Source organism: Pseudomonas sp. GW821-FHT09D08 (assembly GCF_059416305.1).
Map to the genome: position 1 here is coordinate 31,101 of NZ_JBWKOX010000030.1, position 23,155 is coordinate 54,255.

General features: G+C 62.8%; 26 protein-coding genes and 1 pseudogene. 10 read left to right on the forward strand and 17 right to left on the reverse strand.

The window, feature by feature from the left end; all coding sequences use genetic code 11:
- Positions 1-54: 54 nt before the first annotated feature.
- The 5 genes from AC07OP_RS29570 (at position 55) to AC07OP_RS29590 (ending at position 5,709) form a co-directional block, all read left to right on the forward strand.
- On the forward strand, positions 55-1,335 hold the full coding sequence (locus AC07OP_RS29570; RefSeq protein WP_495101300.1) for a glycerate kinase type-2 family protein: 1,281 nt from the start codon (positions 55-57) through the stop codon (positions 1,333-1,335).
- Positions 1,325-2,740 carry a pyruvate kinase gene (gene pyk / locus AC07OP_RS29575; protein ID WP_495101299.1) on the forward strand — a complete coding sequence of 472 codons (1,416 nt, stop codon included), beginning with the start codon at positions 1,325-1,327 and terminating at the stop codon, positions 2,738-2,740. The genes AC07OP_RS29570 and pyk overlap by 11 nt, the downstream gene beginning before the upstream one ends.
- A 136-nt stretch (positions 2,741-2,876) precedes the next feature.
- Positions 2,877-3,752 (forward strand): urea transporter, encoded by an 876-nt coding sequence (locus AC07OP_RS29580; protein ID WP_495101298.1) that lies wholly within the window; start codon positions 2,877-2,879, stop codon positions 3,750-3,752.
- 31 nt (positions 3,753-3,783) lie between these two features.
- Entirely contained in the window at positions 3,784-4,608 is an 825-nt protein-coding gene (locus tag AC07OP_RS29585; protein ID WP_115488098.1) for an ion transporter, read from the forward strand.
- A gap of 96 nt (positions 4,609-4,704) precedes the next feature.
- Positions 4,705-5,709: a sulfate ABC transporter substrate-binding protein gene (locus tag AC07OP_RS29590; RefSeq protein WP_027607038.1), complete on the forward strand. Its 1,005-nt coding sequence runs from the start codon at positions 4,705-4,707 to the stop codon at positions 5,707-5,709.
- A 55-nt stretch (positions 5,710-5,764) separates the two neighbouring features.
- Here AC07OP_RS29590 and AC07OP_RS29595 read toward each other — a convergent pair whose 3' ends face one another.
- On the reverse strand, positions 5,765-6,379 hold the full coding sequence (locus AC07OP_RS29595; RefSeq protein ID WP_065939944.1) for a DUF5666 domain-containing protein: 615 nt from the start codon (positions 6,377-6,379) through the stop codon (positions 5,765-5,767).
- Between the two features lie 141 nt (positions 6,380-6,520).
- Here AC07OP_RS29595 and AC07OP_RS29600 point away from each other — a divergent pair, with 141 nt between their 5' ends.
- Positions 6,521-7,717, forward strand: coding sequence for an MFS transporter (locus AC07OP_RS29600; RefSeq protein WP_495101297.1), 1,197 nt, complete (start codon positions 6,521-6,523; stop codon positions 7,715-7,717).
- A 6-nt stretch (positions 7,718-7,723) separates the two neighbouring features.
- Here the strand turns inward: AC07OP_RS29600 and AC07OP_RS29605 are convergent, their stop codons facing one another.
- Together AC07OP_RS29605 and AC07OP_RS29610 are read right to left on the reverse strand one after the other, a co-directional pair.
- Positions 7,724-8,128: a type II toxin-antitoxin system HicB family antitoxin gene (locus AC07OP_RS29605; RefSeq protein WP_065924469.1), complete on the reverse strand. Its 405-nt coding sequence runs from the start codon at positions 8,126-8,128 to the stop codon at positions 7,724-7,726.
- 11 nt (positions 8,129-8,139) lie between these two features.
- The gene (locus AC07OP_RS29610; protein ID WP_495101296.1) at positions 8,140-8,328 is read right to left on the reverse strand and encodes a type II toxin-antitoxin system HicA family toxin; all 189 of its coding nucleotides are present in this window, start codon (positions 8,326-8,328) and stop codon (positions 8,140-8,142) included.
- Between the two features lie 196 nt (positions 8,329-8,524).
- Between AC07OP_RS29610 and AC07OP_RS29615 the strand changes: the two genes are divergently transcribed.
- A complete protein-coding gene (locus tag AC07OP_RS29615) occupies positions 8,525-9,406 on the forward strand; it encodes a LysR family transcriptional regulator (protein ID WP_495101295.1) in 882 nt (293 codons plus the stop codon).
- A 29-nt stretch (positions 9,407-9,435) separates the two neighbouring features.
- On the opposite strand, the gene AC07OP_RS29620 is transcribed toward AC07OP_RS29615, so the two are convergent.
- The 4 genes and pseudogenes from AC07OP_RS29620 to AC07OP_RS29635 all read right to left on the reverse strand — a co-directional run bounded on the left by AC07OP_RS29620 (position 9,436) and on the right by AC07OP_RS29635 (position 12,721).
- On the reverse strand, positions 9,436-10,917 hold the full coding sequence (locus AC07OP_RS29620; protein ID WP_495101294.1) for a M10 family metallopeptidase C-terminal domain-containing protein: 1,482 nt from the start codon (positions 10,915-10,917) through the stop codon (positions 9,436-9,438).
- A gap of 395 nt (positions 10,918-11,312) precedes the next feature.
- A complete protein-coding gene (gene phnN / locus AC07OP_RS29625; RefSeq protein ID WP_115488094.1) occupies positions 11,313-11,885 on the reverse strand; it encodes a phosphonate metabolism protein/1,5-bisphosphokinase (PRPP-forming) PhnN in 573 nt (190 codons plus the stop codon).
- A pseudogene (locus tag AC07OP_RS29630) lies at positions 11,885-11,983 on the reverse strand (PhnM protein); the annotation flags it as partial. The gene phnN and the pseudogene AC07OP_RS29630, both read right to left, overlap by 1 nt.
- A 147-nt stretch (positions 11,984-12,130) precedes the next feature.
- Positions 12,131-12,721, reverse strand: a complete 591-nt coding sequence (locus AC07OP_RS29635; protein WP_495101293.1) for a histidine phosphatase family protein — start codon at positions 12,719-12,721, stop codon at positions 12,131-12,133.
- A gap of 396 nt (positions 12,722-13,117) precedes the next feature.
- On the opposite strand from AC07OP_RS29635, the gene AC07OP_RS29640 reads away from it, so the two are divergent.
- Positions 13,118-13,393: a DUF6124 family protein gene (locus AC07OP_RS29640; protein WP_027607032.1), complete on the forward strand. Its 276-nt coding sequence runs from the start codon at positions 13,118-13,120 to the stop codon at positions 13,391-13,393.
- Between the two features lie 175 nt (positions 13,394-13,568).
- Here AC07OP_RS29640 and AC07OP_RS29645 read toward each other — a convergent pair whose 3' ends face one another.
- The 10 genes from AC07OP_RS29645 to ccmA all read right to left on the reverse strand — a co-directional run bounded on the left by AC07OP_RS29645 (position 13,569) and on the right by ccmA (position 20,920).
- Positions 13,569-13,964 carry a hypothetical protein gene (locus AC07OP_RS29645; RefSeq protein ID WP_495101292.1) on the reverse strand — a complete coding sequence of 132 codons (396 nt, stop codon included), beginning with the start codon at positions 13,962-13,964 and terminating at the stop codon, positions 13,569-13,571.
- 16 nt (positions 13,965-13,980) lie between these two features.
- Positions 13,981-15,165, reverse strand: coding sequence for a c-type cytochrome biogenesis protein CcmI (ccmI, locus tag AC07OP_RS29650; RefSeq protein ID WP_495101291.1), 1,185 nt, complete (start codon positions 15,163-15,165; stop codon positions 13,981-13,983).
- Positions 15,158-15,631 carry a cytochrome c-type biogenesis protein gene (locus AC07OP_RS29655; RefSeq protein ID WP_495101290.1) on the reverse strand — a complete coding sequence of 158 codons (474 nt, stop codon included), beginning with the start codon at positions 15,629-15,631 and terminating at the stop codon, positions 15,158-15,160. The genes ccmI and AC07OP_RS29655 overlap by 8 nt, the downstream gene beginning before the upstream one ends.
- A complete protein-coding gene (locus AC07OP_RS29660; RefSeq protein WP_010211784.1) occupies positions 15,628-16,164 on the reverse strand; it encodes a DsbE family thiol:disulfide interchange protein in 537 nt (178 codons plus the stop codon). Before AC07OP_RS29660 ends, AC07OP_RS29655 begins: the two co-directional genes overlap by 4 nt.
- A complete protein-coding gene (locus AC07OP_RS29665; RefSeq protein ID WP_495101289.1) occupies positions 16,161-18,149 on the reverse strand; it encodes a heme lyase CcmF/NrfE family subunit in 1,989 nt (662 codons plus the stop codon). The genes AC07OP_RS29660 and AC07OP_RS29665 overlap by 4 nt, the downstream gene beginning before the upstream one ends.
- A gap of 3 nt (positions 18,150-18,152) precedes the next feature.
- Positions 18,153-18,608: a cytochrome c maturation protein CcmE gene (ccmE, locus tag AC07OP_RS29670; protein ID WP_027607026.1), complete on the reverse strand. Its 456-nt coding sequence runs from the start codon at positions 18,606-18,608 to the stop codon at positions 18,153-18,155.
- Positions 18,605-18,781 (reverse strand): heme exporter protein CcmD, encoded by a 177-nt coding sequence (gene ccmD / locus AC07OP_RS29675; RefSeq protein WP_003172771.1) that lies wholly within the window; start codon positions 18,779-18,781, stop codon positions 18,605-18,607. The genes ccmE and ccmD overlap by 4 nt, the downstream gene beginning before the upstream one ends.
- Positions 18,778-19,533 (reverse strand): heme ABC transporter permease, encoded by a 756-nt coding sequence (locus AC07OP_RS29680; RefSeq protein ID WP_065924459.1) that lies wholly within the window; start codon positions 19,531-19,533, stop codon positions 18,778-18,780. The genes ccmD and AC07OP_RS29680 overlap by 4 nt, the downstream gene beginning before the upstream one ends.
- A gap of 86 nt (positions 19,534-19,619) precedes the next feature.
- A complete protein-coding gene (gene ccmB, locus AC07OP_RS29685; protein ID WP_065924458.1) occupies positions 19,620-20,288 on the reverse strand; it encodes a heme exporter protein CcmB in 669 nt (222 codons plus the stop codon).
- Positions 20,285-20,920 (reverse strand): cytochrome c biogenesis heme-transporting ATPase CcmA, encoded by a 636-nt coding sequence (gene ccmA / locus AC07OP_RS29690; RefSeq protein WP_065947258.1) that lies wholly within the window; start codon positions 20,918-20,920, stop codon positions 20,285-20,287. Before ccmA ends, ccmB begins: the two co-directional genes overlap by 4 nt.
- Positions 20,921-21,119: 199 nt before the next feature.
- Between ccmA and fliK the strand changes: the two genes are divergently transcribed.
- Together fliK and AC07OP_RS29700 are read left to right on the forward strand one after the other, a co-directional pair.
- Positions 21,120-22,697 carry a flagellar hook-length control protein FliK gene (gene fliK / locus AC07OP_RS29695; RefSeq protein ID WP_495101288.1) on the forward strand — a complete coding sequence of 526 codons (1,578 nt, stop codon included), beginning with the start codon at positions 21,120-21,122 and terminating at the stop codon, positions 22,695-22,697.
- The gene (locus tag AC07OP_RS29700) at positions 22,694-23,023 is read left to right on the forward strand and encodes an EscU/YscU/HrcU family type III secretion system export apparatus switch protein (protein WP_065939955.1); all 330 of its coding nucleotides are present in this window, start codon (positions 22,694-22,696) and stop codon (positions 23,021-23,023) included. The genes fliK and AC07OP_RS29700 overlap by 4 nt, the downstream gene beginning before the upstream one ends.
- The last annotated feature ends 132 nt before the right edge of the window (positions 23,024-23,155 follow it).

Sequence of the window (23,155 nt, forward strand, 5' to 3'; positions counted from 1 at the left end):
CCCCCCTTTGAAAGGGCTGTACCTCTAATAACAAAAATACCCGGGAGCCCGCTTATGTCGGTCGATCCGCAACACCTGCTTCGCGAGCTGTTTGCCACAGCCATCGATGCCGCCCACCCCCGGCACGTCCTCGAACCCTGCCTGCCCGCCGACCGCAGCGGCCGCGTGATCGTGATCGGCGCCGGCAAGGCGGCGGCCGCCATGGCGCTGGTCGTCGAGAATTGCTGGCAAGGCGACGTCTCAGGCCTGGTGGTGACCCGCTACGGCCACGGCGCCCCTTGCCAGAAAATCGAAGTGGTCGAAGCCGCCCACCCGGTGCCCGATGCCGCCGGCCTTGCAGTGGCCAAGCGCGTGCTGGAATTGATCAGCAACCTGGGCGAAGACGACCGGGTGATCTTCCTGCTCTCCGGCGGCGGCTCGGCACTCCTGGCACTGCCTGCCGAAGGCATCAGCCTGGCCGACAAGCAGGCCATCAACAAAGCCCTGCTCAAATCCGGCGCCACCATTGGCGAGATGAATTGCGTACGCAAGCACCTCTCGGCAATCAAGGGCGGTCGGCTGGCCAAGGCGGCCTGGCCGGCGACGGTCTACACCTACGCGATTTCCGATGTGCCGGGCGACCAGGCCACGGTCATCGCCTCCGGCCCCACGGTCGGCGACCCGAGCACTTCGCAACAGGCTCTGGCAATCCTCAAGCGCTACGGTATCGATGCCCCGGCGTCCGTGCGCAGCTGGTTGCAGAACCCGGCCTCGGAAACCGTCAAGCCCGGCGACCCGGTACTCGCCCGCAGCCACTTCCAGCTGATCGCACGCCCGCAACAATCCCTGGAAGCGGTGGCGGTGAAAGCGCGCCAGGCCGGTTTCAGCGCGCTGATCCTCGGCGACCTGGAAGGCGAAGCGCGGGAGGTGGCCAAAGTGCACGCCGGCATCGCGCGGCAAATCGTGCAGCACGGCCAGCCGTTGGCGGCGCCGTGCGTGATCCTCTCCGGTGGGGAAACCACCGTCACCGTGCGCGGCAATGGCCGTGGCGGGCGCAACGCCGAATTCCTGTTGAGCCTGACCGACAGCCTCAAAGGCCTGCCGGGCGTGTACGCCCTGGCCGGCGACACCGACGGCATCGACGGCTCGGAAGACAACGCCGGCGCAATCATGACCCCGTGCAGCTATGCGCGCGCCGAAGCCCTGGGCCTCTCGGCCAGCGACGAGTTGGATAACAACAACGGTTATGGCTACTTCGCCGCCCTCGACGGCTTGATCGTTACCGAGCCGACCCGCACCAATGTCAATGACGTGCGCGCCATCCTGATTCTTGAGACTGCCCACCATGACGCCTGACAAGAAGGTCAAGATCCTCGCCACCCTGGGCCCGGCCACCGACGGTATCGACGATATCCGTGAGCTGGTGCAAGCCGGGGTGAATATCTTTCGCCTCAACTTCAGCCACGGTGAGCATGCCGATCACGCCCGGCGCTACCACTGGATTCGCCAGGTGGAGCGCCAGCTCAACTACCCGCTAGGCATCCTCATGGACCTGCAGGGACCGAAGCTGCGCGTCGGGACGTTTGCCGAAGGCAAGGTGCAACTGGTGCGTGGCCAGGCCCTGCGCCTGGACCTGGACCCGACGCCGGGTGACCAGCGCCGGGTCAACCTGCCCCACCCGGAAATCATCGCCGCCCTGGAACCGGGCATGGACCTGTTGCTCGACGACGGCAAGCTGCGCCTGCGCGTGATCACCCGGCACGCCGCTGCCATCGACACCACCGTACTGAATGGCGGCGAGTTGTCCGACCGTAAAGGCGTCAACGTCCCACAAGCCTTGCTGGAACTCAGCCCGCTCACCGCCAAGGACCGTCGCGACCTGAGCTTCGGCCTGGAGCTGGGCGTGGACTGGGTGGCGCTGTCGTTTGTGCAGCGCCCGGAAGACATCCGCGAGGCTCGCGAGCTGATCGGCGACAAGGCCTTCCTGATGGCCAAGATCGAGAAGCCCTCAGCCGTACAACGCCTGCGGGAAATCGCCGAGCTGAGCGACGCGATCATGGTGGCCCGGGGCGACCTGGGCGTGGAAGTGCCGGCCGAGAGCGTGCCGCAAATCCAGAAAGACATCATCCGCACCTGCCGCCAGTTGGGCAAACCGGTGGTAGTGGCGACGCAGATGCTGGAGTCCATGCGCTTCTCGCCGGCGCCGACCCGCGCGGAAGTGACGGATGTCGCCAATGCCGTGGCCGAAGGCGCGGATGCGGTGATGCTGTCGGCGGAAACCGCGTCGGGCGAGTACCCGCTGGAAGCCGTGCAGATGATGAGCAAGATCATCCGCCAGGTGGAAAACGGCCCGGACTACCAGACCCAGCTCGACGTCAGCCGGCCCAAGGCCGATGCCACGGTGTCGGACGCCATCAGCTGCGCGATCCGGCGCATCAGCAGCATCCTGCCGGTGGCGGTGCTGGTGAACTACAGCGAGTCGGGCAGTTCCAGCTTGCGCGCAGCGCGGGAACGGCCGGTGGCGCCGATTCTCAACCTCACGCCGAACCTGTCCACCGCACGCCGCTTGAGTGTGGCGTGGGGCGTGCATTCGGTGGTCAATGATCGACTGAGGCAGGTGGATGAAGTGTGTTCCACCGCGCTGGAGATTGCCCAGGCCCAGGGCATGGCGCAGCGCGGGGATACCTTGGTGATTACTGCCGGGGTGCCGTTCGGGCAACCGGGGTCGACCAACTCCTTGCGCATAGAGACGCTGATCTAGCGCCTGTAGAGGCCCCATCGGGGGCAAGCCCCCTCCCACATTGGACGGCATTCACACATCTAACTATGTGAACCCAATCAAGTGTGGGAGGGGCTTGCCCCCGATGGGCCCAACTCGGTCCCACTGAATACCCATCATGCACACCCCAACCTGCCCCGACTGGGCCGAAGCCCTGCTCAACGGTTTCAGCCAGATCTTCCTGCAACGCCATCCGCTGTGCGGCCTGCTGTGCCTGTTGGCGATCCTGGTCAGCGCCCCTGCCTTGCTTGGCGGGGCGCTGCTGGGGGGTGTCGCCGGGTTGCTCACGGCCCAGCGTCGCGACTATCCCAAGGCCGAGCGCCAGGCCGGGCTGTATAGCTACAACGGCGTATTGCTAGGCCTGTTGATCAGCCAGCATTTCGCCTGGTCGGCGTTGTTGCCGCCGCTGATCCTCGCGTGCGGCGGATTGAGCGCGATCCTCACGCGGCAGTGGCTGAAACACGCCAGCCGGCCGCACGACCTGCCCGCCTACACCGCGCCCTTTGTCGGCCTGGGCTGGCTGCTGCTGGGCAGCGTCCCACACAGTGCCTTGGCCCTGGGCGAGCCCGAGACCCTGGCGGTGCTCGGCGCGCTGTTCACCGGCCTCGCGCAAATCATGCTGCTGGACCAGCCGCTGGCGGGCGTGCTGATTGCCCTCGGCCTGTGGCTGGCGAACCGGCGTGCCGCGGTCTGGGCCATGATCGGCGCCAGCAGCGGCGTACTGATCGGATTGCTGCTGGACGACAGCAGCGCCGCCCTCCTCGGCCTGCACAGCTACAACCCGGCTCTGGCGGCCCTGGCGCTGAGCCAGGCACGGCGCCAACCCTGGCTGCCGCTGCTCGGCATCCTGCTGGCGATCGCCCTCACACCGGGCTTTGCTGCCCTGCACCTGCCCGCACTCACCGCGCCGTTTATCCTCGCCTGCTGGCTGGTACGCGCCGGCGCCCGAATACTCAGGAAACCCCGCATGGACAGCCCCTTCGAATCCCCCTAGGCTTGCTCGATATTCGATTCAGGCGGGCTTTATGGACAGCAACAACGACTGGCGTCAGCGGCTCTACGTCATGGTTTTTCAAAGCGACACGGTCGCCGGGCGGCGCTTTGACGGCATCCTGCTGTTGATCATCCTCGCCAGCCTGGTGATCGTGATGCTCGACAGCATCGACCAGGTCCACCAGAACTACGCCGATGTGCTGGCCTACATTGAATGGGGCTTCACCCTGATCTTCCTGATCGAGTACGGGTTGCGCCTGTACTGCTCGCCCAAGCCGTTGCGCTACGCCTTCAGCTTTTACGGGCTGGTGGATCTGCTCGCCATCGTGCCCGGCATCCTTGCGCTGTACTACAGCGACGCGCAGTACCTGCTGATCATCCGCATCATCCGGATGCTGCGGATTTTCCGCGTGCTCAAGCTCAGCCCGTACCTCAAGCAGGCCAACTACCTGATGGCGGCGCTGCGCGGCAGCAAGCAGAAGATCGTGGTGTTCCTGGTGAGCGTGTGCACCCTGGTGACGGTGTTCGGCACCTTGATGTATGTGATCGAAGGCCCGGAGCACGGCTTCACCAGTATCCCCAAGGGCATCTATTGGGCGATCGTGACGCTGACCACCGTAGGCTTTGGCGATATCGTGCCCAAGACGCCGTTGGGCCAGGTGATTTCGTCGCTGGTGATGATCACCGGTTACTCGATCATCGCCGTGCCCACGGGTATTTTTACGGCCGAACTGGCCAGTGCCATGCGCGGTGAGCAACTGCAACACGACTGCCCGGTGTGCAGGAAAAACAGCCACGAGCCCAACGCGGCGTTCTGTTCGCGCTGTGGCAGCGCCCTTTTTAAGAAAGTGGAATAAGCAAAGTTCTTTTTAATCTTTAAGCGACTAAGTGCCCCCGGCTATAGTCGCTGGCAATGTGCCTCCCCTCTTCTCCCGAACAACAAGGAATGAGCAGTGAAAAAACTCGTAAGCGCCTCTCTCCTGGCCGCCGGCCTTGCCCTCGCGGGCGCCGTCCAGGCCGCCCCGGTCACTCTGCTCAACGTCTCCTACGACGTGATGCGCGATTTCTACAAGGACTACAACGCCGCCTTCCAGAAGCACTGGGAAGCCGAGCACCCGAACGACAAGCTGACCCTGCAGATGTCCTTCGGCGGTTCCAGCAAACAAGCGCGCTCGGTGATCGACGGCCTGCCGGCTGACGTGATCACCATGAACATGGCCACCGACATCAACGCCCTGGTCGACAACGGCAAACTGGTGCCGGACAACTGGGTCACCCGCCTGCCGAACAACAGCGCGCCGTTTACCTCGGCCACCGTGTTCATCGTGCGCAAGGGCAACCCGAAAGCCCTGAAAGACTGGCCGGACCTGCTCAAGGATGGCGTGCAGGTGATCGTGCCCAACCCGAAAACCTCGGGTAACGGCCGCTACACCTACCTGTCGGCCTGGGGTTATGTGCTCAAGAACGGCGGTGACGAAGACAAGGCCAAGGCCTTTGTCGGCAAGCTGTTCAAACAGGCGCCCGTGCTGGACACCGGTGGCCGCGCCGCCACCACCACGTTCATGACCAACCAGATCGGCGACGTGCTGGTGACCTTCGAGAACGAAGCCGAAATGATCGCCCGTGAATTCGGCCGTGATCAGTTCGAAGTGATCTACCCAAGCGTCTCCGCCGAAGCCGAGCCGCCGGTGTCGGTGGTGGATAAAGTGGTCGAGAAGAAAGGCACTCGCGTGGCGGCAGAAGACTACCTGAAGTACCTGTGGTCGCCGCAAGGCCAGGAAATCGCCGCCAACAACTACCTGCGCCCGCGGGATCCGAAGGTGCTGGCCAAGTACACCGACCGCTTCCCGAAAGTCGACTTCCTGTCGGTGGAGAAGACCTTTGGTGACTGGCGCACCGTGCAGAAAACCCACTTCAATGATGGTGGGGTTTTCGACCAGATCTACTCCGGTCAGTAACTGACAAATGTGGGAGGAGGCTTGCCCCTCCCACATTTAGATCTGGGTTTTGCAGTTACATCGGCGGTGTCACGCCATCCTTGCCGGCTGAAATGGCTTGGGCAGTGATTTTCCCATCCGCCCCCTGCGCGGCAAACAACACCACCTTCACCCCCGGCTTGAGCAAGCTGCGGTCCCCCGGTTCCAGGTTGACGATCGGCACATCCTCCGGCACCACGATCTTCTGTTCGCCGCCTTTGTATTTCACGGTCAACGTCCGCCCTTTGCTGACCACCAGGTCGCCGACGGTGCCGTTGGTCATGCTGCTGCCTTCCTTCAGGTCAAACGCCCGATGCCCGTCGCCGGTGCCGGCCATGGCCGGTGGGAACACATGCACTTCCAGCGCCGTCAGGGTACCGTCGGCGTTGGGCATGGCGGCCGAGCCGATGTAGCTGCCCGGCTTGATTTCATCGATCCTGGCCAGGGTGACGGCGCGCACCTGGGTGTCCTTGGTCAGGTGCACGGTGACGTCTTCACCGCTGTTGACCTTGACCTGCATCGCATCACCGTCCATCGCGGTGATTGCCCCGCGTACGCCTACGCGCGGCGCATCGGCGGCATTGGCCAGGCCCAGGGCCATCGCAGCAGCGAGGCTTGAAGCCAGGAGCATCTTGTTCAACGTGATTTTCATGGCGCTGGATTTCCTGTTTCGGCAGTTGTGTCTGAATGTATCATCACCCGGCATAAGTGATATCACCACAAGCGGCCTACTCGCCGTTGAGCCTTGTCTTTACTCTCGCTCGCCATCCTCCTTCGCTTTTATGAGAACACCATGAATGCTACCCCCCACGCTACGAGCACCATGACCCGCGCGATGGTGATGCTGTTTGCGTTTTGCTGCGGCGCCATCGTCGCCAACATCTACTACGCCCAGCCGATCATCGAACTGATCGCACCGGACATCGGCCTCACCCCCGCAATGGCCAGCCTGATCGTGTCCCTGACGCAGATCGGCTATGCCCTCGGCCTGTTCTTCCTGGTGCCTTTGGGCGACCTGCTGGAAAACCGCAAGTTGATGATCATCACGACCGTGGTGGCAATTGCCAGCCTGTTGGGCGCGGCCTTTACCGAACAACCGAACCTGTTCCTGCTGGTGTCGTTGCTGATCGGCTTCAGTTCGGTGTCGGTACAGATCCTGATCCCCCTGGCCGCACACCTGGCGCCCGCCGAGTCTCGGGGTCGGGTGGTCGGCAGCATCATGGGTGGGCTGCTGTTGGGCATCCTGCTGGCGCGACCAGTGTCCAGCGTCGTGGCTGACCATTTTGGCTGGCGCGCGATGTTCATGGCCGCCGCCGCGTTGATGGTATTTATCAGCGTGGTGCTGATGCTGACCATCCCCAAGCGCCAGCCGGACCACAGCGCCAGCTATGGCCAATTGCTGCGCTCCCTGGGCACCCTGCTGCGTGAACAACCGTTGCTGCGTCAACGCGCGTTTTACCAAGGCTGCATGTTCGCCACGTTCAGCCTGTTCTGGACCGCCGCCCCGCTGGAACTGGTGCGCAACCATGGCCTGAGCCAGACCCAGATCGCGATCTTCGCCCTGGTCGGTGCCATCGGCGCCATTGCCGCCCCCATCGCCGGACGCCTGGCCGATGCCGGCCACACCCACCGCGCGTCGCTGCTGGCCATGGTCTTTGCGGTGTTGAGCTTCCTGCCGGCCTTTGTGCACCCACTGTACAGCGTGATCGGCCTGGCGGTGACCGGCGTGGTCCTGGACTTCTGCGTGCAGATGAACATGGTCCTCGGCCAACGCGCCATCTATGCACTCGACGCCAACAGCCGCAGCCGCTTGAACGCGCTGTACATGACCAGCATCTTCATCGGCGGTGCCTTCGGCTCGGCGATTGCCAGCAGCGTGTACGAACACGGCGGCTGGCTGGGTGTGATGCTGGTGGGCAGCGCGTTCCCGCTGCTGGCCTTGGTGCGGTTCCTGAGCGCCTCGCGTCGGGGAGCCGTCGCCACTGCCTGATTGCTCTTAAGAACGCACCAACTTCTCCAAAGCCGCATCCGCCAGAAATGACGAGCGGCTTTTGACCTTGTGCTCGCGCACATAGCGGTCGATTCGCTGGATGACATAGCCGGGCAAGGTCACATTGACCTTCTCGGTCTTGCCCAGATAGGGCGAGATGTCCAGTTCGAGCATACCCCAGCCCATCCCGGCGTAATCTTCGTGGGTGTGATGATCGGCCACCGACGTTGGCATCGGAATCACCCCGCCCTCTGCGGCGATCTCCTGCAGCAGGATGTGCGCGACTTCTACCGCGGCGTTGTAGGCCTCTTCGAAACTGTCCCCGGCGGTGACTGCGCCTGGAATATCGGGGATCTGGATACCGGTGGCGGTGAAGTCATCGCCCCATTCGATACAGATTGGGTATTGCATGAATACTCTCCTTAAAACTGAAACAGCCCGGCACGTTTCCTGATGCTTCTGATGGTGCCCAGCGGCAGATCCTTCTTCGGATGCGGCACCGGGATCGTGTACGGGCTATAGCGGTGGGTAAAAATATGATGACTGCCCGTGACCCGATCCAGCACCCAACCCGCCTCTTGCAGCTCCTTGATCAATAGCCTGCTTTGCACCCCAGCCTCCTTGGCTTGGCCTAAACAAAAGTAACCCTAGAGTTATCTTCACTCAAGCACAAAATAGGTCAGGCTGACTGATGGTTGTTTTGCGCCATGTTGAAAACCACCAACCGGATGACACTCCATGGGCATTACCCTTAGGCTTGTACGCTGCGCTGCCTCGCGATGCGCTCAATCCAGCAAGGAACACCCGATGGACCGTCTCACCGCCATGGAAACCTTCGTCCACGTTGTCGAGACCGGCTCGTTCTCCGCCGCCGCCAAGCGCCTGGGCATCGGTCAACCGGCCGTGTCCAAGAGCGTCGCGCAATTGGAGGCACGGCTGGCGGTACGCTTGGTGATGCGTTCGACAAGAGGCCTGACGCCAACCGAGGCGGGGCTGGCGTTTTTCGATAAAGCCAAGCGCGCCATCGATGAGGCCAACGCGGCCGACGAAGCGGCGCGCGGTGCCGGCTCCGGACTCTCGGGGAACCTGCGGATCAGCGCGCCGGTGACCTTCGCCCGCCTGCACATCATTGCGCACCTGGGGCCGTTCCTGGCGCAATTTCCCGGCATGAACGTGGACGTGGTGCTCGATGACCGCAGCCTCAACCTGGTGGAAGAAGGTATCGACGTTGCCCTGCGCATGGGCAACCTGAATGATTCAAGCCTCACGGCGCGCAAGATCGGCGAATCGCCCTGCGTCATCCTCGGCACCCCCGCCTACTTCGAACGCTTCGGCGAACCCGCTACCCCCGCCGACCTGCTGCAACACCAGGCGATCATCTACACCCGCGGCGAAGGCGCGCACTGGAACTTCACCCAAGGCGATACCCTCGCCCCCATCGTCGCCCAGGGCCGTATGCGCGTCACTGCAGCTGAAGGTGTGCGCGCAGCCGTGCTGAGTCATTTGGGGCTGACCCTGTCGTCAACCTGGATGTTTTCTCCGGAGCTGGCCAGCGGCGAGGTCAAGGCCGTGTTGACTGACTGGGCATTGCCGTCGCGGGATTTATGGGCGGTGTTCCCTTCCGGGCGCATGGCAAGTGCCAAGGCGCGAGCGTTTGTCGACTATGTGCAGGCGCTGATCAAGGCCTGAGCCTGTCAGCGCCTCGTTATGTGGCAATGTTATCTGCGGGCATCCGACTGGACGATACCTTGCATCCATTGCAACAAGGCCGCCAACGCCTTGGCCATCACCTCCCGCAACGCGGCAAGCGGGTCCGTGTTGGTATCAAGCGGGGGCGCAGGGGCTGGTGTGGGGACAACCCTCGGTGCGGGGCTCACGTCCGGCTTTTGCCCCTGCCACTGCACATCGCCCGGTTTGATCTGGCCAATGCTCTTGACCACCAGGTCGGCGCTGCCGCTCCCCTTCAGATCTATCTCCAGGCTTGAACGCCCCGTGGCCGCGTCGTGCCTGAGCAATGCCTCGCCGGCGCGACCCGTGAACCGATCAGTGAACGTCAGGGCTCCGACGCGCGCCTCTCTCAATGCACCCGAGACGTCAATCTTGTCCGTCCCGCTGGTAAAGTCCTCGATCAGGTCAGGCTGCTGCGGTGTGGAGTCGCTGGCCTTGTCGTAGTCAAAAATATCCGCCCCGCCGCCGCCCCGCAGCCTGTCTGCACCCAAGCCGCCCTTGAGCCGATTGTCTGCCTCATTCCCCGTCAACACGTCACGTCCGGCCCCACCGATGGCGTTTTCAAGCACGCAGCCCTTGGCGATGGAAACATTGCCCTTCAAGCCGCCCACATCGGAAAACGACTCGGCGTTCAAATTGATGTTCTGGTTCTGGGAAAACCCGGAACAATCCAGGGTGTCGTTACCGCCACCATCCCATACGCAAAAGATAGGTTTATCCCTGGCGCTGGTGAGGGTCATGGCTTCGCAGCCGGTATTGGAATTGAAGCCGTAGGTGGTGTCGGTGTTGCGGGTTTTGTGATTGGCCCCATAGAGCCGCTGAACGGCTGCGATGTCATCCATCATCGGGGCAGAGGGATTCGAATACCGAAAGTCGTGACCAGCCTGGTTTTTCTCCGACCAGTAGCTCATCACACTGCGCGCCTTTGTATCGCCGGCATATTTGGCACCATTGTTGTAATCAGCACCGCCGCCATTGTAATCACCCGGATGCTGCAGGCCGATGGCGTGGCCGACCTCATGCACGGCAGTGACTGAAAAGTGGCTGCCCAGCGCCGGCGAACTACTTTCTCGCAGTGTGCCGACCGTGGCGGTGGTGCTGGTAATCCCGCGCGAGGGTGAGCTGGCGACGCCACGGTCACCTTTGGGGTTGTTTCTGATGTGGACCGTGCCGTCGGCACCGGCTGCCCGTTCCTTGAAACTGATGTTGGCCACGTCCTCCCAATGTTGCACCGCCTGGCGCACTCGGCGTTGCTGCGCGGCGCTGAACGTCGGGTCTACCGTATAGGAGAGGTCGATGCGCTTGTCGCCATTACGGTCGTGGAAGTGCAGGTTGTCGCGGGTAATGTACTTTCCGGCCTGTTCCGTCGTGAAGGTTGGTTTGCGACCGGCGCCCACACCATAGGGGCCAGGATCGGAAGGCGGCAGGTTTTCAAGTGATACGTTGAGACGAGAACATTCAGAGTTAATCATGAGATAGCGCTCCCTACAGCAAGTTAATGAGCCGAGTCAATCAGATTCGACGCAATAAGCTCCCATGTAGAAAACACTCAGGACAGCACTGTTTTAGTTCCTACTGAAACACACTAAGGTGGCGCAACATGCGCTAAGACACGCAATAAACCGCTTGCACTTTAAACAACTGAACACACACTTTCGCGCCAAAAAACTTATTGGATTCTCAGAAAAAAAACAAAATCCTACACAATGGCGCTGATTTGACTACACCAAATCTGCCCTCAGACAGATACATGCACTTAACTTTTTCCGCCGAGTTCACGGCCTGTCAGGATTTCGCCGCTTGACACGCCCCATGCCGCACGCGATCAATGCGCTGCACGGTTGGCAGCACAGGCTTGCATCGTTGGTCAGGCGCATACGGAGTGCCCCGGGTTCAGGCAACACAGCAGGCGCTCGACCGTGTGTTCCAGTGGCCCGGAGTTATCCAGCACAAACAACCCTGAGCCATTGCCGGTGATCAGTTCGGTGGTGAACCGCGCATTGCGCGCCAGGCGCTCCTCGATATCCGCCAAGGCCTCACGCCCCCGCGCCACCAGGCGCTGGCGCAATACGGCTTGATCCACCGTCAGCAACAGCACCCACATATCCGGGTAACGCTCGCGGGTCTGCGCCAGGTGCGCGCGGGAACCATTGACCAGTACGTCTTCCCCCGCCGCCAGCCATTCGTCGATGACCTTGGGAATGCCGTAGGACAACCCGTTGGCGTGCCAACTGAGGGCAAACGCGCCCTCGGCCTGCATCACGGCGAATTGCTCCGGGCTGACACCCTGGGCCGCCTCACCCACCGCTTCCGCCGAGCGTGTGATCACGCGGCGCACAATCCGGCAACCGCGTTCGGCCAATCGTGGGCGTGCAGCCTCCAACAGGCTGTCCTTGCCCGAACCCGATGGCCCGATGAGATAGATCAACCTGCCCGCCATCAAAACACCCTCTTCGCTTGTCGCCAGACGTGTTGCACCACGGGAAGCCCTGCGCGACTCCTGGCTTGGGCCAGGTCGGCGCGCAGGCCAATGGCGATTTTCCCCGCACTGGAAAGTATATCCGGCAATCCCTCGGCAGCGACCACGTTACTGAAGCGCGCGCCGCCTCAATATTTGCCGGGCTTAATACTTGCTCAACCCTGACAGGTTGGTGAGGTTTTTTGAAAGTCGCGTGTTGCGGTGATTCAGTCCGTTTCAAAGGGCGAGATAGCCGGAAGTATCTTCAATTCAAAATCCTCCAGAGCCAACATCGCCCCATTTGAAAGCTGCCAGGTGTAGAAATCCGAGAAGTCCCCTCTGGCCAATGCACGAATCACCTTTGCCACAAAACCATGTGCCACCAGCAAAACAACCTGTGTTGGATAAAGCGACGTTAACTGGACCAAGCCTTGGTGTACTCGCGTGACCACATCAGCTATCGACTCACCACCGTCAGGCCCTGCCGCCCATTGGCGCGTGATGTCCTGTGCCCAAAGCGCTGGATGCATGGCCTTGGCCTCCGCCTGAGTCAACCCTTCGAACACACCCACATCGCGCTCGCGGAAGCTGTCAATCGTCACAGGTTCAAGGTTTAACACACGGTTAAGAATCTGCGACGTTTGCCGCGCCCGCAAGCGTGGAGAAACGATCAACACTTCAATACCGCCGGGTAGTTTTTCGCTGAGCAAAACAGCCTGTTCCCGGCCCCGCTCGGTCAGTTCCGGGTCGAGTGCGCCGAGGTAGCGGTGCTCCGCGTTGGCCCACGTTTCGCCGTGGCGTATGACGTAGAGGTTCATGAGGGTCCGTCTCGTTGAAGGGTGGGGAGTTAATCTGGTCCTGATGATAGTGCCGCCTATCGCCTAATGATCGCTCCCATGCTCCGGGTGATCAATCAAATCAGCGAAACGCTAACAGGACGTTTCCTACGATCTCTGTGGCTTGCAGTAGCTATAACGCACCGTTAGCCTCTCGCAGTCGCTGCTCATCAGCGATCAGGCTTGGTCGCCTGGATTAGAATGGCGCACAGTGCCGCGCAAGCGGCATTATTGTGTTCGCGTTATGGCGAGCTGTGCGTGGGAGGGCTTAGGGCCCTGCCGGGTTTCCATTCCCTGGTCGACCAACCTGCGTACAGCTCGCCGCCTTTCCGCTTGGTCGCGGATGTGGTGAGCTCCAACTGAATGGAGATTTACTGCATGAAAAAAGTCACGCCAAATCCCCCGCCATCCTCCATGGATGACACCCCGCAAACCCCACCCAACCTCATCTTCAGCGTCCACCCCGGCCTCAGCACCGAAGCTGCCTTGAGCAATGCCAGCGAGATGCTGGAGTCGGCGACTGTGTGTGCCTACGACTGTGCCGAGCACTTGGATGGTTCAAGCCGCAGGCAGGTGCTGGCGGTGGTACAGATGGTTGAGATTGCGCAGTTGTTAGTGGGGGCGGCGCTGGAGCGGGAGTGTCCCGTGGCTTGATGGCTGAGGAGATCTCCTGTGGGAGGGGGCTTGCTCCCGATAGCGGTAGGTCAGTCAGACATTAATCAACTGAAACACCGCTATCGGGGGCAAGCCCCCTCCCACATTTGCCCTCCAGTGTCTGGAAGAATGGGTTTCACAGGCATGAAGAAGGCGACCCGAAGGTCGCCTTTTGTCATTGCGCGTACTGCTTGCTCAACCCCGGCGGCACGCCGTGCACATCGGTGTCTTCCCATGGCCCGTTGGGGCTGATGGAGCGGCTCCAGCCGTTGCTCCAGCGGTAGTAGGTGCGCTGGCGGTAGAAGGTGTCGGGCTGGTCGTCGAGCACGTACACCTGCATCTTGCCGTCCCAGTGGCTGGCGGCGCCCGGTGGTGGGGCGAAGGTGGGCGATTGGGTCGGCAGTGGCTTCGGCGGCGGGGTCACCGGGCCAGAGGGCCTGGTGCTCGGCTGGGTCGAAGGGCCTGACGGCGGGATGGTCGGGCCGGTCGGCGCAGGCGGTGGGCGGTGGACCGCACAGGCGCTCAGGCCCACTACCAGGCTGAGCAGGGTGATGCGTGCAAATGCGGTCATGGGCTTTTCCTCGAAATTACTGGTCCGGACTGTCGATGGTCAGCTGCTGCAGCGCAGTGGTGCTGCTGGCCAAGGGTTGGCTGCGGCCGATCCACTCGCCGGTGGTCGGTTGACCGGCCCGGGATATGCGCGCAACCAGTTGGACTTCGGGGAAGTTGGACAGTTTCAACTGCGGCATCATCGCGTCGGCATCGCCGAGTTCAACGGTGACGGGCAGTTCGGCGACGGTGACGCGTTTGGCCGCCAGGGGTGCCGGCGGGCCTTTTACCGCGCGGGCGAAGATGAATACGCTGTCGGTGGGCAGGGCCTTGGCCTTGACCTCGGCGGACAGGTCCACGCGGACGTTCATCACCGCTTTCTGCGCCACGCTACCGCCGCCTTCCTTGAGTTTTTCCGCAGCACGGTCAATGCCGCCTTGCAGCGCCACGCGGGAATTGTCTTGCGGTGGCAGTTGCGCCAGCAGGCGGCTCCAGTAGTCGATGGCCTCTTGATAACGCTGGCCTTCGAAGGCGGCGATACCGAGCAGGCCGAGGCTGGTGACTTCCTTCGGGTCAAGCTTCAAGGCTTCGTCGGTCAGCGCCTGGACCTTGAGCGACCACTGTTTGTTGTCGGCAAAGTACTGCGCCTGGGCCCACTGGCCGAGCAGTTCCGGCTGGCGCCCGGCCAGCGCCACGGTACGCTCGAAGACCTTGGCGGCATCGGCGGAACGGTCCTGGGCCATATAGGCGCGACCGAGGAAGTACAGGCCTTCCGCCGAGTCCGGTTGGGCGGCGGCGGCGCGTTCCAGACGCCGGGTCATGTCTTCCATGGACACCGGCGGCTGGGAAAATTCGCGGGTCAGTTCAACCTTGTCGCTGGCACCGAAATGCATATACAGGCCCAGGCCGAGCACCGGCACAAGGACGGCGGCGAGCAACGGCAGCGGCTTGCCCAGGCGCGATTCGCGGGGCTTTTCCACGCCTTCGGTGTCGGCCAGCAGCTCGCGGGCGGCTTCGGCGCGGCCGCTGTCGAGCTGCGCGGCGTTGAGCACGCCTTCGTCCTGCTGCACTTGCAGCTCGGCCACACGTTCTTGGTAAAGCGCCACGTTCAGCGCGGTGCGATCCTCTTCACGCTGGGCGCGGCGGCCACGCAACACAGGGATCAACAGGAAACTCAGGGCAATCAGAAGCAGCAAGCCGGCTGCGAGCCAGAAATCAATCATCAGTCTTGGTGTCCAGCAATTGGTCGAGGCGTTTACGCTCTTCGGGGGATAGCGCGTCGGAACGATCGGTAGGCGCGGCGCGGCGACGGCGGACAATCACGGCCATCACCACCACGCCGGCCAGCAGCAGCCCGGCGGGGCCGAACCAGAGCAGCGCGGTCTTGCCGGTGAGGGCCGGTTTGTAGCGCACGAAATCACCGTAGCGGTCGACCATGAAGTCGATGATCTGCTGGTTGTCCTTGCCCTCCCCCAGCATGCGGAAGATTTCCTTGCGCAGGTCGGCGGCGATGGGCGCGTTGGAGTCGGCGATGTCCTGGTTCTGGCACTTGGGGCAGCGCAGCTCCTTGGTCAGTTCGCGGAAACGCTCGCGGTCACTGTCCTTGGCGAATTCGTAAGTGTCGATGGCGGCGTGGGCCATCCCGGCCAAGCCCAGCACCAGCACGGCAGCAGCTAACAGACGCTTCATGGCTTGGCCTCATCGACCAGCGCCTGGTACTTGGCGGCCAGCTGCTCGCGCCACACCACTTCGTCGATCACGCCGACGTATTTGTCGCGGATCACACCCTTGGCATCGATGAAGAAGGTTTCCGGTGCGCCATACACGCCGAGGTTCAAACCGAGGTTGCCGTCTTCATCACGGATATCCAGCTGGTAGGGATTATGGAATTCCGCCAGCCACTTCAAGGCCGCCGCGTTGTCGTCCTTGTAGTTGATGCCGTAGATCACCACGCCCTTCTCGGCCAGCTTGTTCAGCACCGGGTGCTCGACGCGGCAGGAGATGCACCAGGTGCCCCACACGTTGACCAGCGCCGGTTTGCCGAGCAGGTCGGCCTGGGTCAGGGTCTTGTCACCCTGCACGGTCGGCAGGCTGAACGCGGGGAACGGCTTGCCGATCATCGCCGAGGGCAGTTCGGCCGGGTCCAGGTACAAGCCGCGATACAGGAATACCGCCACTACCAGAAACAGGGCCAGCGGCACGACCATCAACCAACGCTTCATACCGCCGCTCCTTGCATACCCAGCGCTTCACGCACCCGGCTCTTGACCTTGACCCGATACCGGCGGTCCAGTGCCGCGAGCAAACCACCAAAGCCGGTGAGCAAGCCACCGAACCAGATCCAGCGCACAAACGGTTTCACATGCACGCGCACGGCCCAGGCGCCATCGCCCAAGGGTTCACCCAGGGCCACGTAGAGGTCACGGGTGAAACCAGCGTCGATACCGGCTTCGGTCATCATCGAACTCTGCACGGTGTACAGGCGTTTTTCCGGGTGCAGCACAGCGATCTCTTTACCGTTACGGACTACGCGCACGGTGCCTTTGTCTGACGTGAAGTTCGGCCCTTCGAAGTGCCTGGCGCCTTCGAAGATGAACTGGTAACCGGCCAGGTCCATGGACTCGCCCGGCGCCAGGCGCAGGTCGCGCTCGGCACTGTTCTGGCTGGACAGCACCACACCGAGGGCGCACACGGCGATGCCGATGTGGGCGATCTGCATGCCCCAGTAGCTGCGGGTCAGGGTCGGCAGGCCTTTGACCAGGCCTTTGTGGCGGGTCTTGTCGACGATGTCACGCACACCGGCCAGCAGTACCCAGGCGGCGAGCAGGAAGGTGGCGAGCACCGCCCAGTTGAAGTCGCCATAGGCGATACCGGCGACCACGGCCAGGGCCACGCTGCCGAGCAGCACCGGCATCAGCATACCGGCCAGCCATTTGACCGGGGTGTCCTTCCAGCGCACCAGCACACCCACCGCCATCACCACCATCAACAGCCCCATCAACGGAATAAACAACGCGTTGAAGTACGGCGGGCCGACGGACAGCTTGGCGCCGCTCAGGGCATCCAGCACCAAGGGGTACAAGGTGCCGAGCAGGATCATCGACGCGGCCACCACCAGCACCAGGTTATTGCCCAGCAGCAGGGTTTCCCGCGACCACAGGTTGAAGCCGACCTGGCTCTTGACCACCGGTGCGCGCAGGGCGAACAGGGTGAGGGAGCCGCCGACCACAAACAGCAGGAAGATCAGGATGAACACACCGCGCTCCGGGTCGGACGCAAACGCATGCACCGAGGTCAACACGCCCGAACGCACGAGGAAGGTGCCGAGCAGGCTGAGGGAAAAGGCCGCGATGGCCAGCAACACGGTCCAGCTCTTGAACACGCCGCGTTTTTCGGTAACGGCCAGGGAGTGAATCAGTGCCGTGCCGACCAGCCATGGCATGAAGGACGCGTTTTCCACCGGGTCCCAGAACCACCAGCCGCCCCAGCCGAGTTCGTAGTAGGCCCACCACGAACCGAGGGTGATGCCGATGCCGAGGAACGCCCAGGCGACGATGGTCCACGGCCGCGACCAGCGCGCCCAGGCCGCATCGAGACGCCCGCCGAGCAAGGCGGCGATGGCGAAGGCAAAGGCCACGGAGAAACCCACGTAGCCCATGTAGAGCATCGGCGGGTGCACGATCAGACCGATGTCCTGCAGCAGCGGGTTGAGGTCGTGACCGTCCGCCGGGATCTGCGGCAGGATGCGGGTGAACGGGTTGGAGGTCATGATCAGGAACAGCAGGAAGCCGATGCTGATCATGCCCATCACCGCCAGCACCCGTGCGAGCATGACTTGCGGCAACTGGCGCGAGAACACCGACACCGCGAAGGTCCAGCCGCCGAGGATCAACGCCCACAGCAGCAGCGAGCCTTCGTGGGCGCCCCACACCGCGCTGAACTTGTAGTACCAGGGCAAGGCGCTGTTGGAGTTATTCGCTACATAGGCGACGGAAAAGTCGTCGGTCATAAAGGCGTAGGTCAGGCAGCCGAACGCGAACACCAGGAACGCGCACTGGCCCCAGGCGGCCGGCTGCGCCAGGCTCATCCACAGGCGGTCACCGCGCCAGGCACCGAGCAACGGCACCACCGCCTGGACGATGGCAAAGCACAGGGCGAGGATCATCGCCAACTGGCCCAGTTCCGGAATAAACAATGCAGACGTCATCACTTAGCCCTCCTTGGCGGGGGTGGGTGCGGACTGGCCGCTGTCTTTCAAGGCCTTGGTGACTTCCGGCGGCATGTATTTCTCATCATGCTTGGCCAGTACTTCATCGGCCACCACCACGCCGTCGGCGTTGAGCTTGCCCAGGGCGACGATGCCCTGGCCTTCGCGGAACAGGTCCGGGAGGATGCCGCGATAAGTGATGGTCACGGCCTTGTTGAAATCGGTGACCACGAAGGTGACGTCGAGGGAATCGCCGGAACGCTTCAGCGAGCCCTTCTCTACCATGCCGCCGGCGCGGATGCGCGTGTCCAGCGGCGCTTCGCCGTTGGCGATCTGGGTCGGGGTGTAGAACAGGTTGATGTTCTCCCGCAGGGCGCTCATCGCCAGGCCCACGGCAATACTGACGCCGGCCAGGATGGCAAGGATGATCAACAGACGCTTTCTACGCAGCGGATTCACTTTTCGGTCTCCCGGCGCAGACGACGCGCCTCTTGTTGCAGGTAACGCTTGCGGGCCAGGATCGGCGCGGCGACGTTGAGGGCCAGCACGGCCAGGCAGATGCCATAGGCCGTCCAGACATACAGGCCGTGGTGGCCCATGGCGAGAAAATCACTGAAAGAAGCAAAACTCATCCGCGCGCTCCCAGGCAGCTTTGCACTTCGGCCTTGACCCAGCTGGCGCGGGCTTCACGCTTGAGCACTTCGAGGCGCATGCGCATCAGCAGCACGGCGCCGAAGAAACAGTAGAAGCCCAGCACCATCAGCAGCAACGGCGCCCACATTTCCACGGGCATCGCCGGTTTTTCGGTGAGGGTGAAGGTGGCGCCCTGGTGCAGGGTGTTCCACCACTCCACCGAGTATTTGATGATCGGGATGTTGATCACGCCGACAATCGCCAGCACCGCGCAGGCCTTGGCGGCGCTGTCACGATTGCTGATCGCGTTGCCCAGGGCAATAAGACCGAAGTACAGGAACAGCAGGATCAACATGGACGTTAGTCGCGCATCCCACACCCACCACGAACCCCAGGTGGGTTTGCCCCAGATCGCACCGGTGACCAGCGCCACGGCGGTCATCCACGCCCCGATGGGCGCGGCGCATTGCAGGGCGACGTCCGCGAGTTTCATCTTCCACACCAGGCCGACGACGCCGCACACCGCCAGCATCACGTAGCAGGACTGGGCCAGCATCGCGGCGGGCACGTGGATGTAGATGATGCGAAAGCTGTTGCCTTGCTGGTAGTCCGGCGGCGCGAAGGCCAGGCCCCAGACCAGGCCGATGCCGATCAGCAACACGGCGGCGATGCTGAACCAAGGCAGCAGTCTGCCACTGATGCCGTAGAACCATTTGGGCGAGCCGAGCTTGTGAAACCAGGTCCAGTTCATTGCTGTTTCCATCACGGTTGCTTCTTGTCTTGGCAAGAAGCGTAGGGTCTTTACTGACTATGCGTATACCGCCCAGTCAGACCTCATTATTCACCGACGCTGATCTTCAGGCCGGCGGCTATAGCAAAGGGTGTCAGGGTTACCGCCAGGGCGGTCAGGCTGCCAAGCCACAGGAGGTAACCGGTCGCCGGCATGCCCATGAGCGCGGCTTGCAACGCGCCGCTGCCCAGGATCAGTACCGGGATGTACAAGGGCAGAATCAACAGGGCCAGTAACAGGCCACCCCGTTTCAAGCCGACGGTCAACGCGGCACCCACCGCCCCCAACAGGCTGAGTACCGGGGTGCCGAGCAGCAGGCTCAGCAACAGGATCGGCAGGCATTCGCCGGGCAATCCCAGCATCATCGCCAGCAGTGGCGAGAGCAAGACTAGCGCCAGGCCGGAAAAAGCCCAGTGTGCCAGTACCTTGGCCAGGACCAGAAGTGGCAGGGGGTGCGACGAAAGGACCCACTGTTCGAGGGAACCGTCTTCGAAATCACTGCGAAACAGCCCGTCCAGCGAGAGCAGGACGGACAAAAGGGCCGCGACCCACACCAATCCCGGAGACAAGGTTTGCAACAGTTTAGTCTCGGGGCCGACCGCCAACGGGAACAATGCGATCACGATGGCGAAGAACACCAGCGGGTTGGCCAGTTCGGCCGGGCGACGGCACAGCAAGCGGGCTTCGCGGGCGACCAACAGGGCAAACACACTCATACCGACCACCGCCCCAGATCGAGGTCACGGTAACCGACGGGCATGCGCGCCAGGGTGTGGTGGGTGGTGAGCACCACCTGGCCGCCCTGCTCGCAGTGCTGCGCCAGGTGCTGTTCCAATTGGGTGACGCCTTGTTTGTCGAGGGCCGTGAAGGGTTCGTCGAGAATCCACAGCGGCGGGCCAGGCAGGTACAGGCGCGCCAGGGCCACGCGGCGCTGCTGGCCGGCGGACAGGGTGTGGCAGGGCACGTCTTCGAACCCCTTGAGGCCGACGGCGGCCAGGGCCTGCCAGATGGCGTCGCGGGTAGCAGGGTGATGCAGGGCGCTGAGCCAGCTGAGGTTTTCTTCGGCGGTGAGCACGTCCTTGATGCCGGCGGCGTGGCCGATCCAGATCAGGTTACGTGCCAGCTCGGTACGTTGTTCGTTGAGGGGCCTGCCGTTGAGTCGAACTTCACCGGCCGTGGGCTGCATCAGGCCGGCCAGCAGGCGCAGCAAACTGGTCTTGCCGCTGCCGTTGGGGCCGCTGATCTGCACCATGTCGCCGCCCGCCACACGCAGGTCGAGGTGCTCGAACAGCAGGCGCAGGTCGCGTTCACAGGAGAGCGCTACGGCTTCAAGAAGAGGGCTGGTCAAGAGATCGCGGGCCTTTACGGTTCAAGTCGGCGGTGCAGCGGCCGTTATAGAAAGAAGCACAATAACGGCTTTGGCGACCGATTTTAGAGAGCTGGATCAAATAGTTGTGAGGTTTTTACCGCTCTCTTTGCAGACGGGCGGCATTATACATGCGATGCCCTACGCTAAAGAGGGCTATTTCCCAGAGACGATGCGCACGATGACCGGCGAGATCAACCTTCCTACGCTTCCTCCCACCCCGGCAGCCGGGCAAAGCCCTGCGCCTGCGCCCGGGGCTCTGCTGAAACTGCTGGAGCCGCAGATCGGGCTGATCGACCCGGGCAAAACCGTGAATGCCGAGGTGCTCGCCCTGAAACAAGGCGGTGAGGCGTTTCAGCTGTTGCTCAAGCTGACCCTTGAAGGCGGCCGCCAGACGCTGGTGCAAGCCAGCAGCCCACAACCCTTGCCGTTGGGCAGCAATGTGGCCGTGAGCCAGACGCCCGCAGGCAACCTGGCCATCAGCCTGCAACAAGCCCTGAGCGCCAACGTTGCCGCCCTCACCCGTATCGATACGGCCAGGATGCCGGAAGGCACCCTGCTGCAGGCCAAGGTGCTGACCACCCAGGCCCTGCCCCAAGGCACCACGCAGCCGGCGATCTACCGTTCGTTGGTGAGCGTACTCAATAGCGCCATGGCCGGTGCGACCCTGACGCTGGAAAGCCCGCAACCGTTGCGCGTGGGCAGCTTGCTCAGCGCCGTGGTGCAGAACGCGCAAACCCTGAATTTTGTGCCGTTGAGCGGGCTCAAGGATCAACTGGCCGTCACCCAGCAACTGGCGACCCAGCAAAGTCGCCAGGGCTCCCTGGATGCGGTGTTCACGGCGTTGCAAAATCTGCCCCGCGGCGACAGCACCTCCGCCGACCTTCGCGCTGCCGCCGACCGTTTGCTGGCGGCCTTGCCCGACCTGGCACAGGTGAGCAACCCCAAGGTGCTGGCCCAGGTGATCCAGAACAGCGGCGCCTTTCTTGAAGCCAAGTTACTCGCCGGGCAAAACCCGCAGGTGCCACCGCTGGATATGAAGGGCGCGCTGCTGCGCCTGGTCGCCGACCTGCTGCCCGCCCTGCCCGCGAGCACCAACCTGAATGCCATTCTTGCCGCCAACACCCTGGCCCAGGTGCTGCCCAACTTTGTGCGCAGCCCATTGGGCACCCTCGGCCAGGTCGGCGCGCGGCAGGCGCCGGTCAGCTTCCCACTGCCGGAGCGGCTGATGGCGAAACTGGAGGGCGAAGGCGACCTGGAAAACCTGCTGCGCCTGGCCGCCGGGGCCATTTCCCGCCTGCAGAGCCACCAGCTGTCGAGCCTGGAGCAAACCGGCACCACCGCCGATGGCCGCCTGCAAACCACCTGGCAGTTGGAGATCCCCATGCGCACCCTGCAGGACATCGTGCCGTTGCAGGTCAAGTTCCAGCGCGAAGAGCCGGCGCCGGACAAGGACCAGCCCGAACGCAAGGATTCCAAGGAGCCCAAACAGATGCTCTGGCGCGTCGAACTGGCCTTCGACATGGAGCCCCTGGGGCCGTTGCAGGTCCAGGCGCAACTGACCCAGGGCAAGCTGTCCAGCCAACTGTGGGCAACCCGCGCTTTCACCGCCAGCCTGATCGAAAGCCATTTGGGCAGCCTGCGCGAGCGCCTGGTGTCGTCGGGGCTGAATGTCGGCGACCTGGACTGCCACCTCGGCACCCCGCCACGCGGGCCGAAAACCGGACTGGAACAACGCTGGGTGGATGAAACCGCATGAACAACGCCAACCCGCCACGCCAGGCGATTGCCCTCAAGTACGATGGCCAGCAGGCGCCGACCCTGACCGCCAAGGGCGACGATGCCCTGGCCGAAGCCATCCTCAAGTTGGCGCGGGAAAATGAAGTGCCGATCTATGAAAATGCCGAGCTGGTGAAGCTGCTGGCACGCATGGAACTGGGCGACAGTATTCCGGAAGAGTTGTACCGCACCATTGCCGAGATCATTGCGTTTGCCTGGACGTTGAAGGGCAAATTCCCGGTGGGCTATGACCCGGATGCCGGGCCGGTGGAGCGGGATGTCACGGAGCGTGGCGACGATTACTGAATAGCCACGGGCATATACAGGTTCAAATGTGGGAGGGGGCTTGCCCTAAGGCTTTTTGTAGGAGCGAGCTTGCTCGCGAAAAACTCACAGGCGCCGCGTTCATTCAGGAAGCACGCGTTATCGTTGACGTTT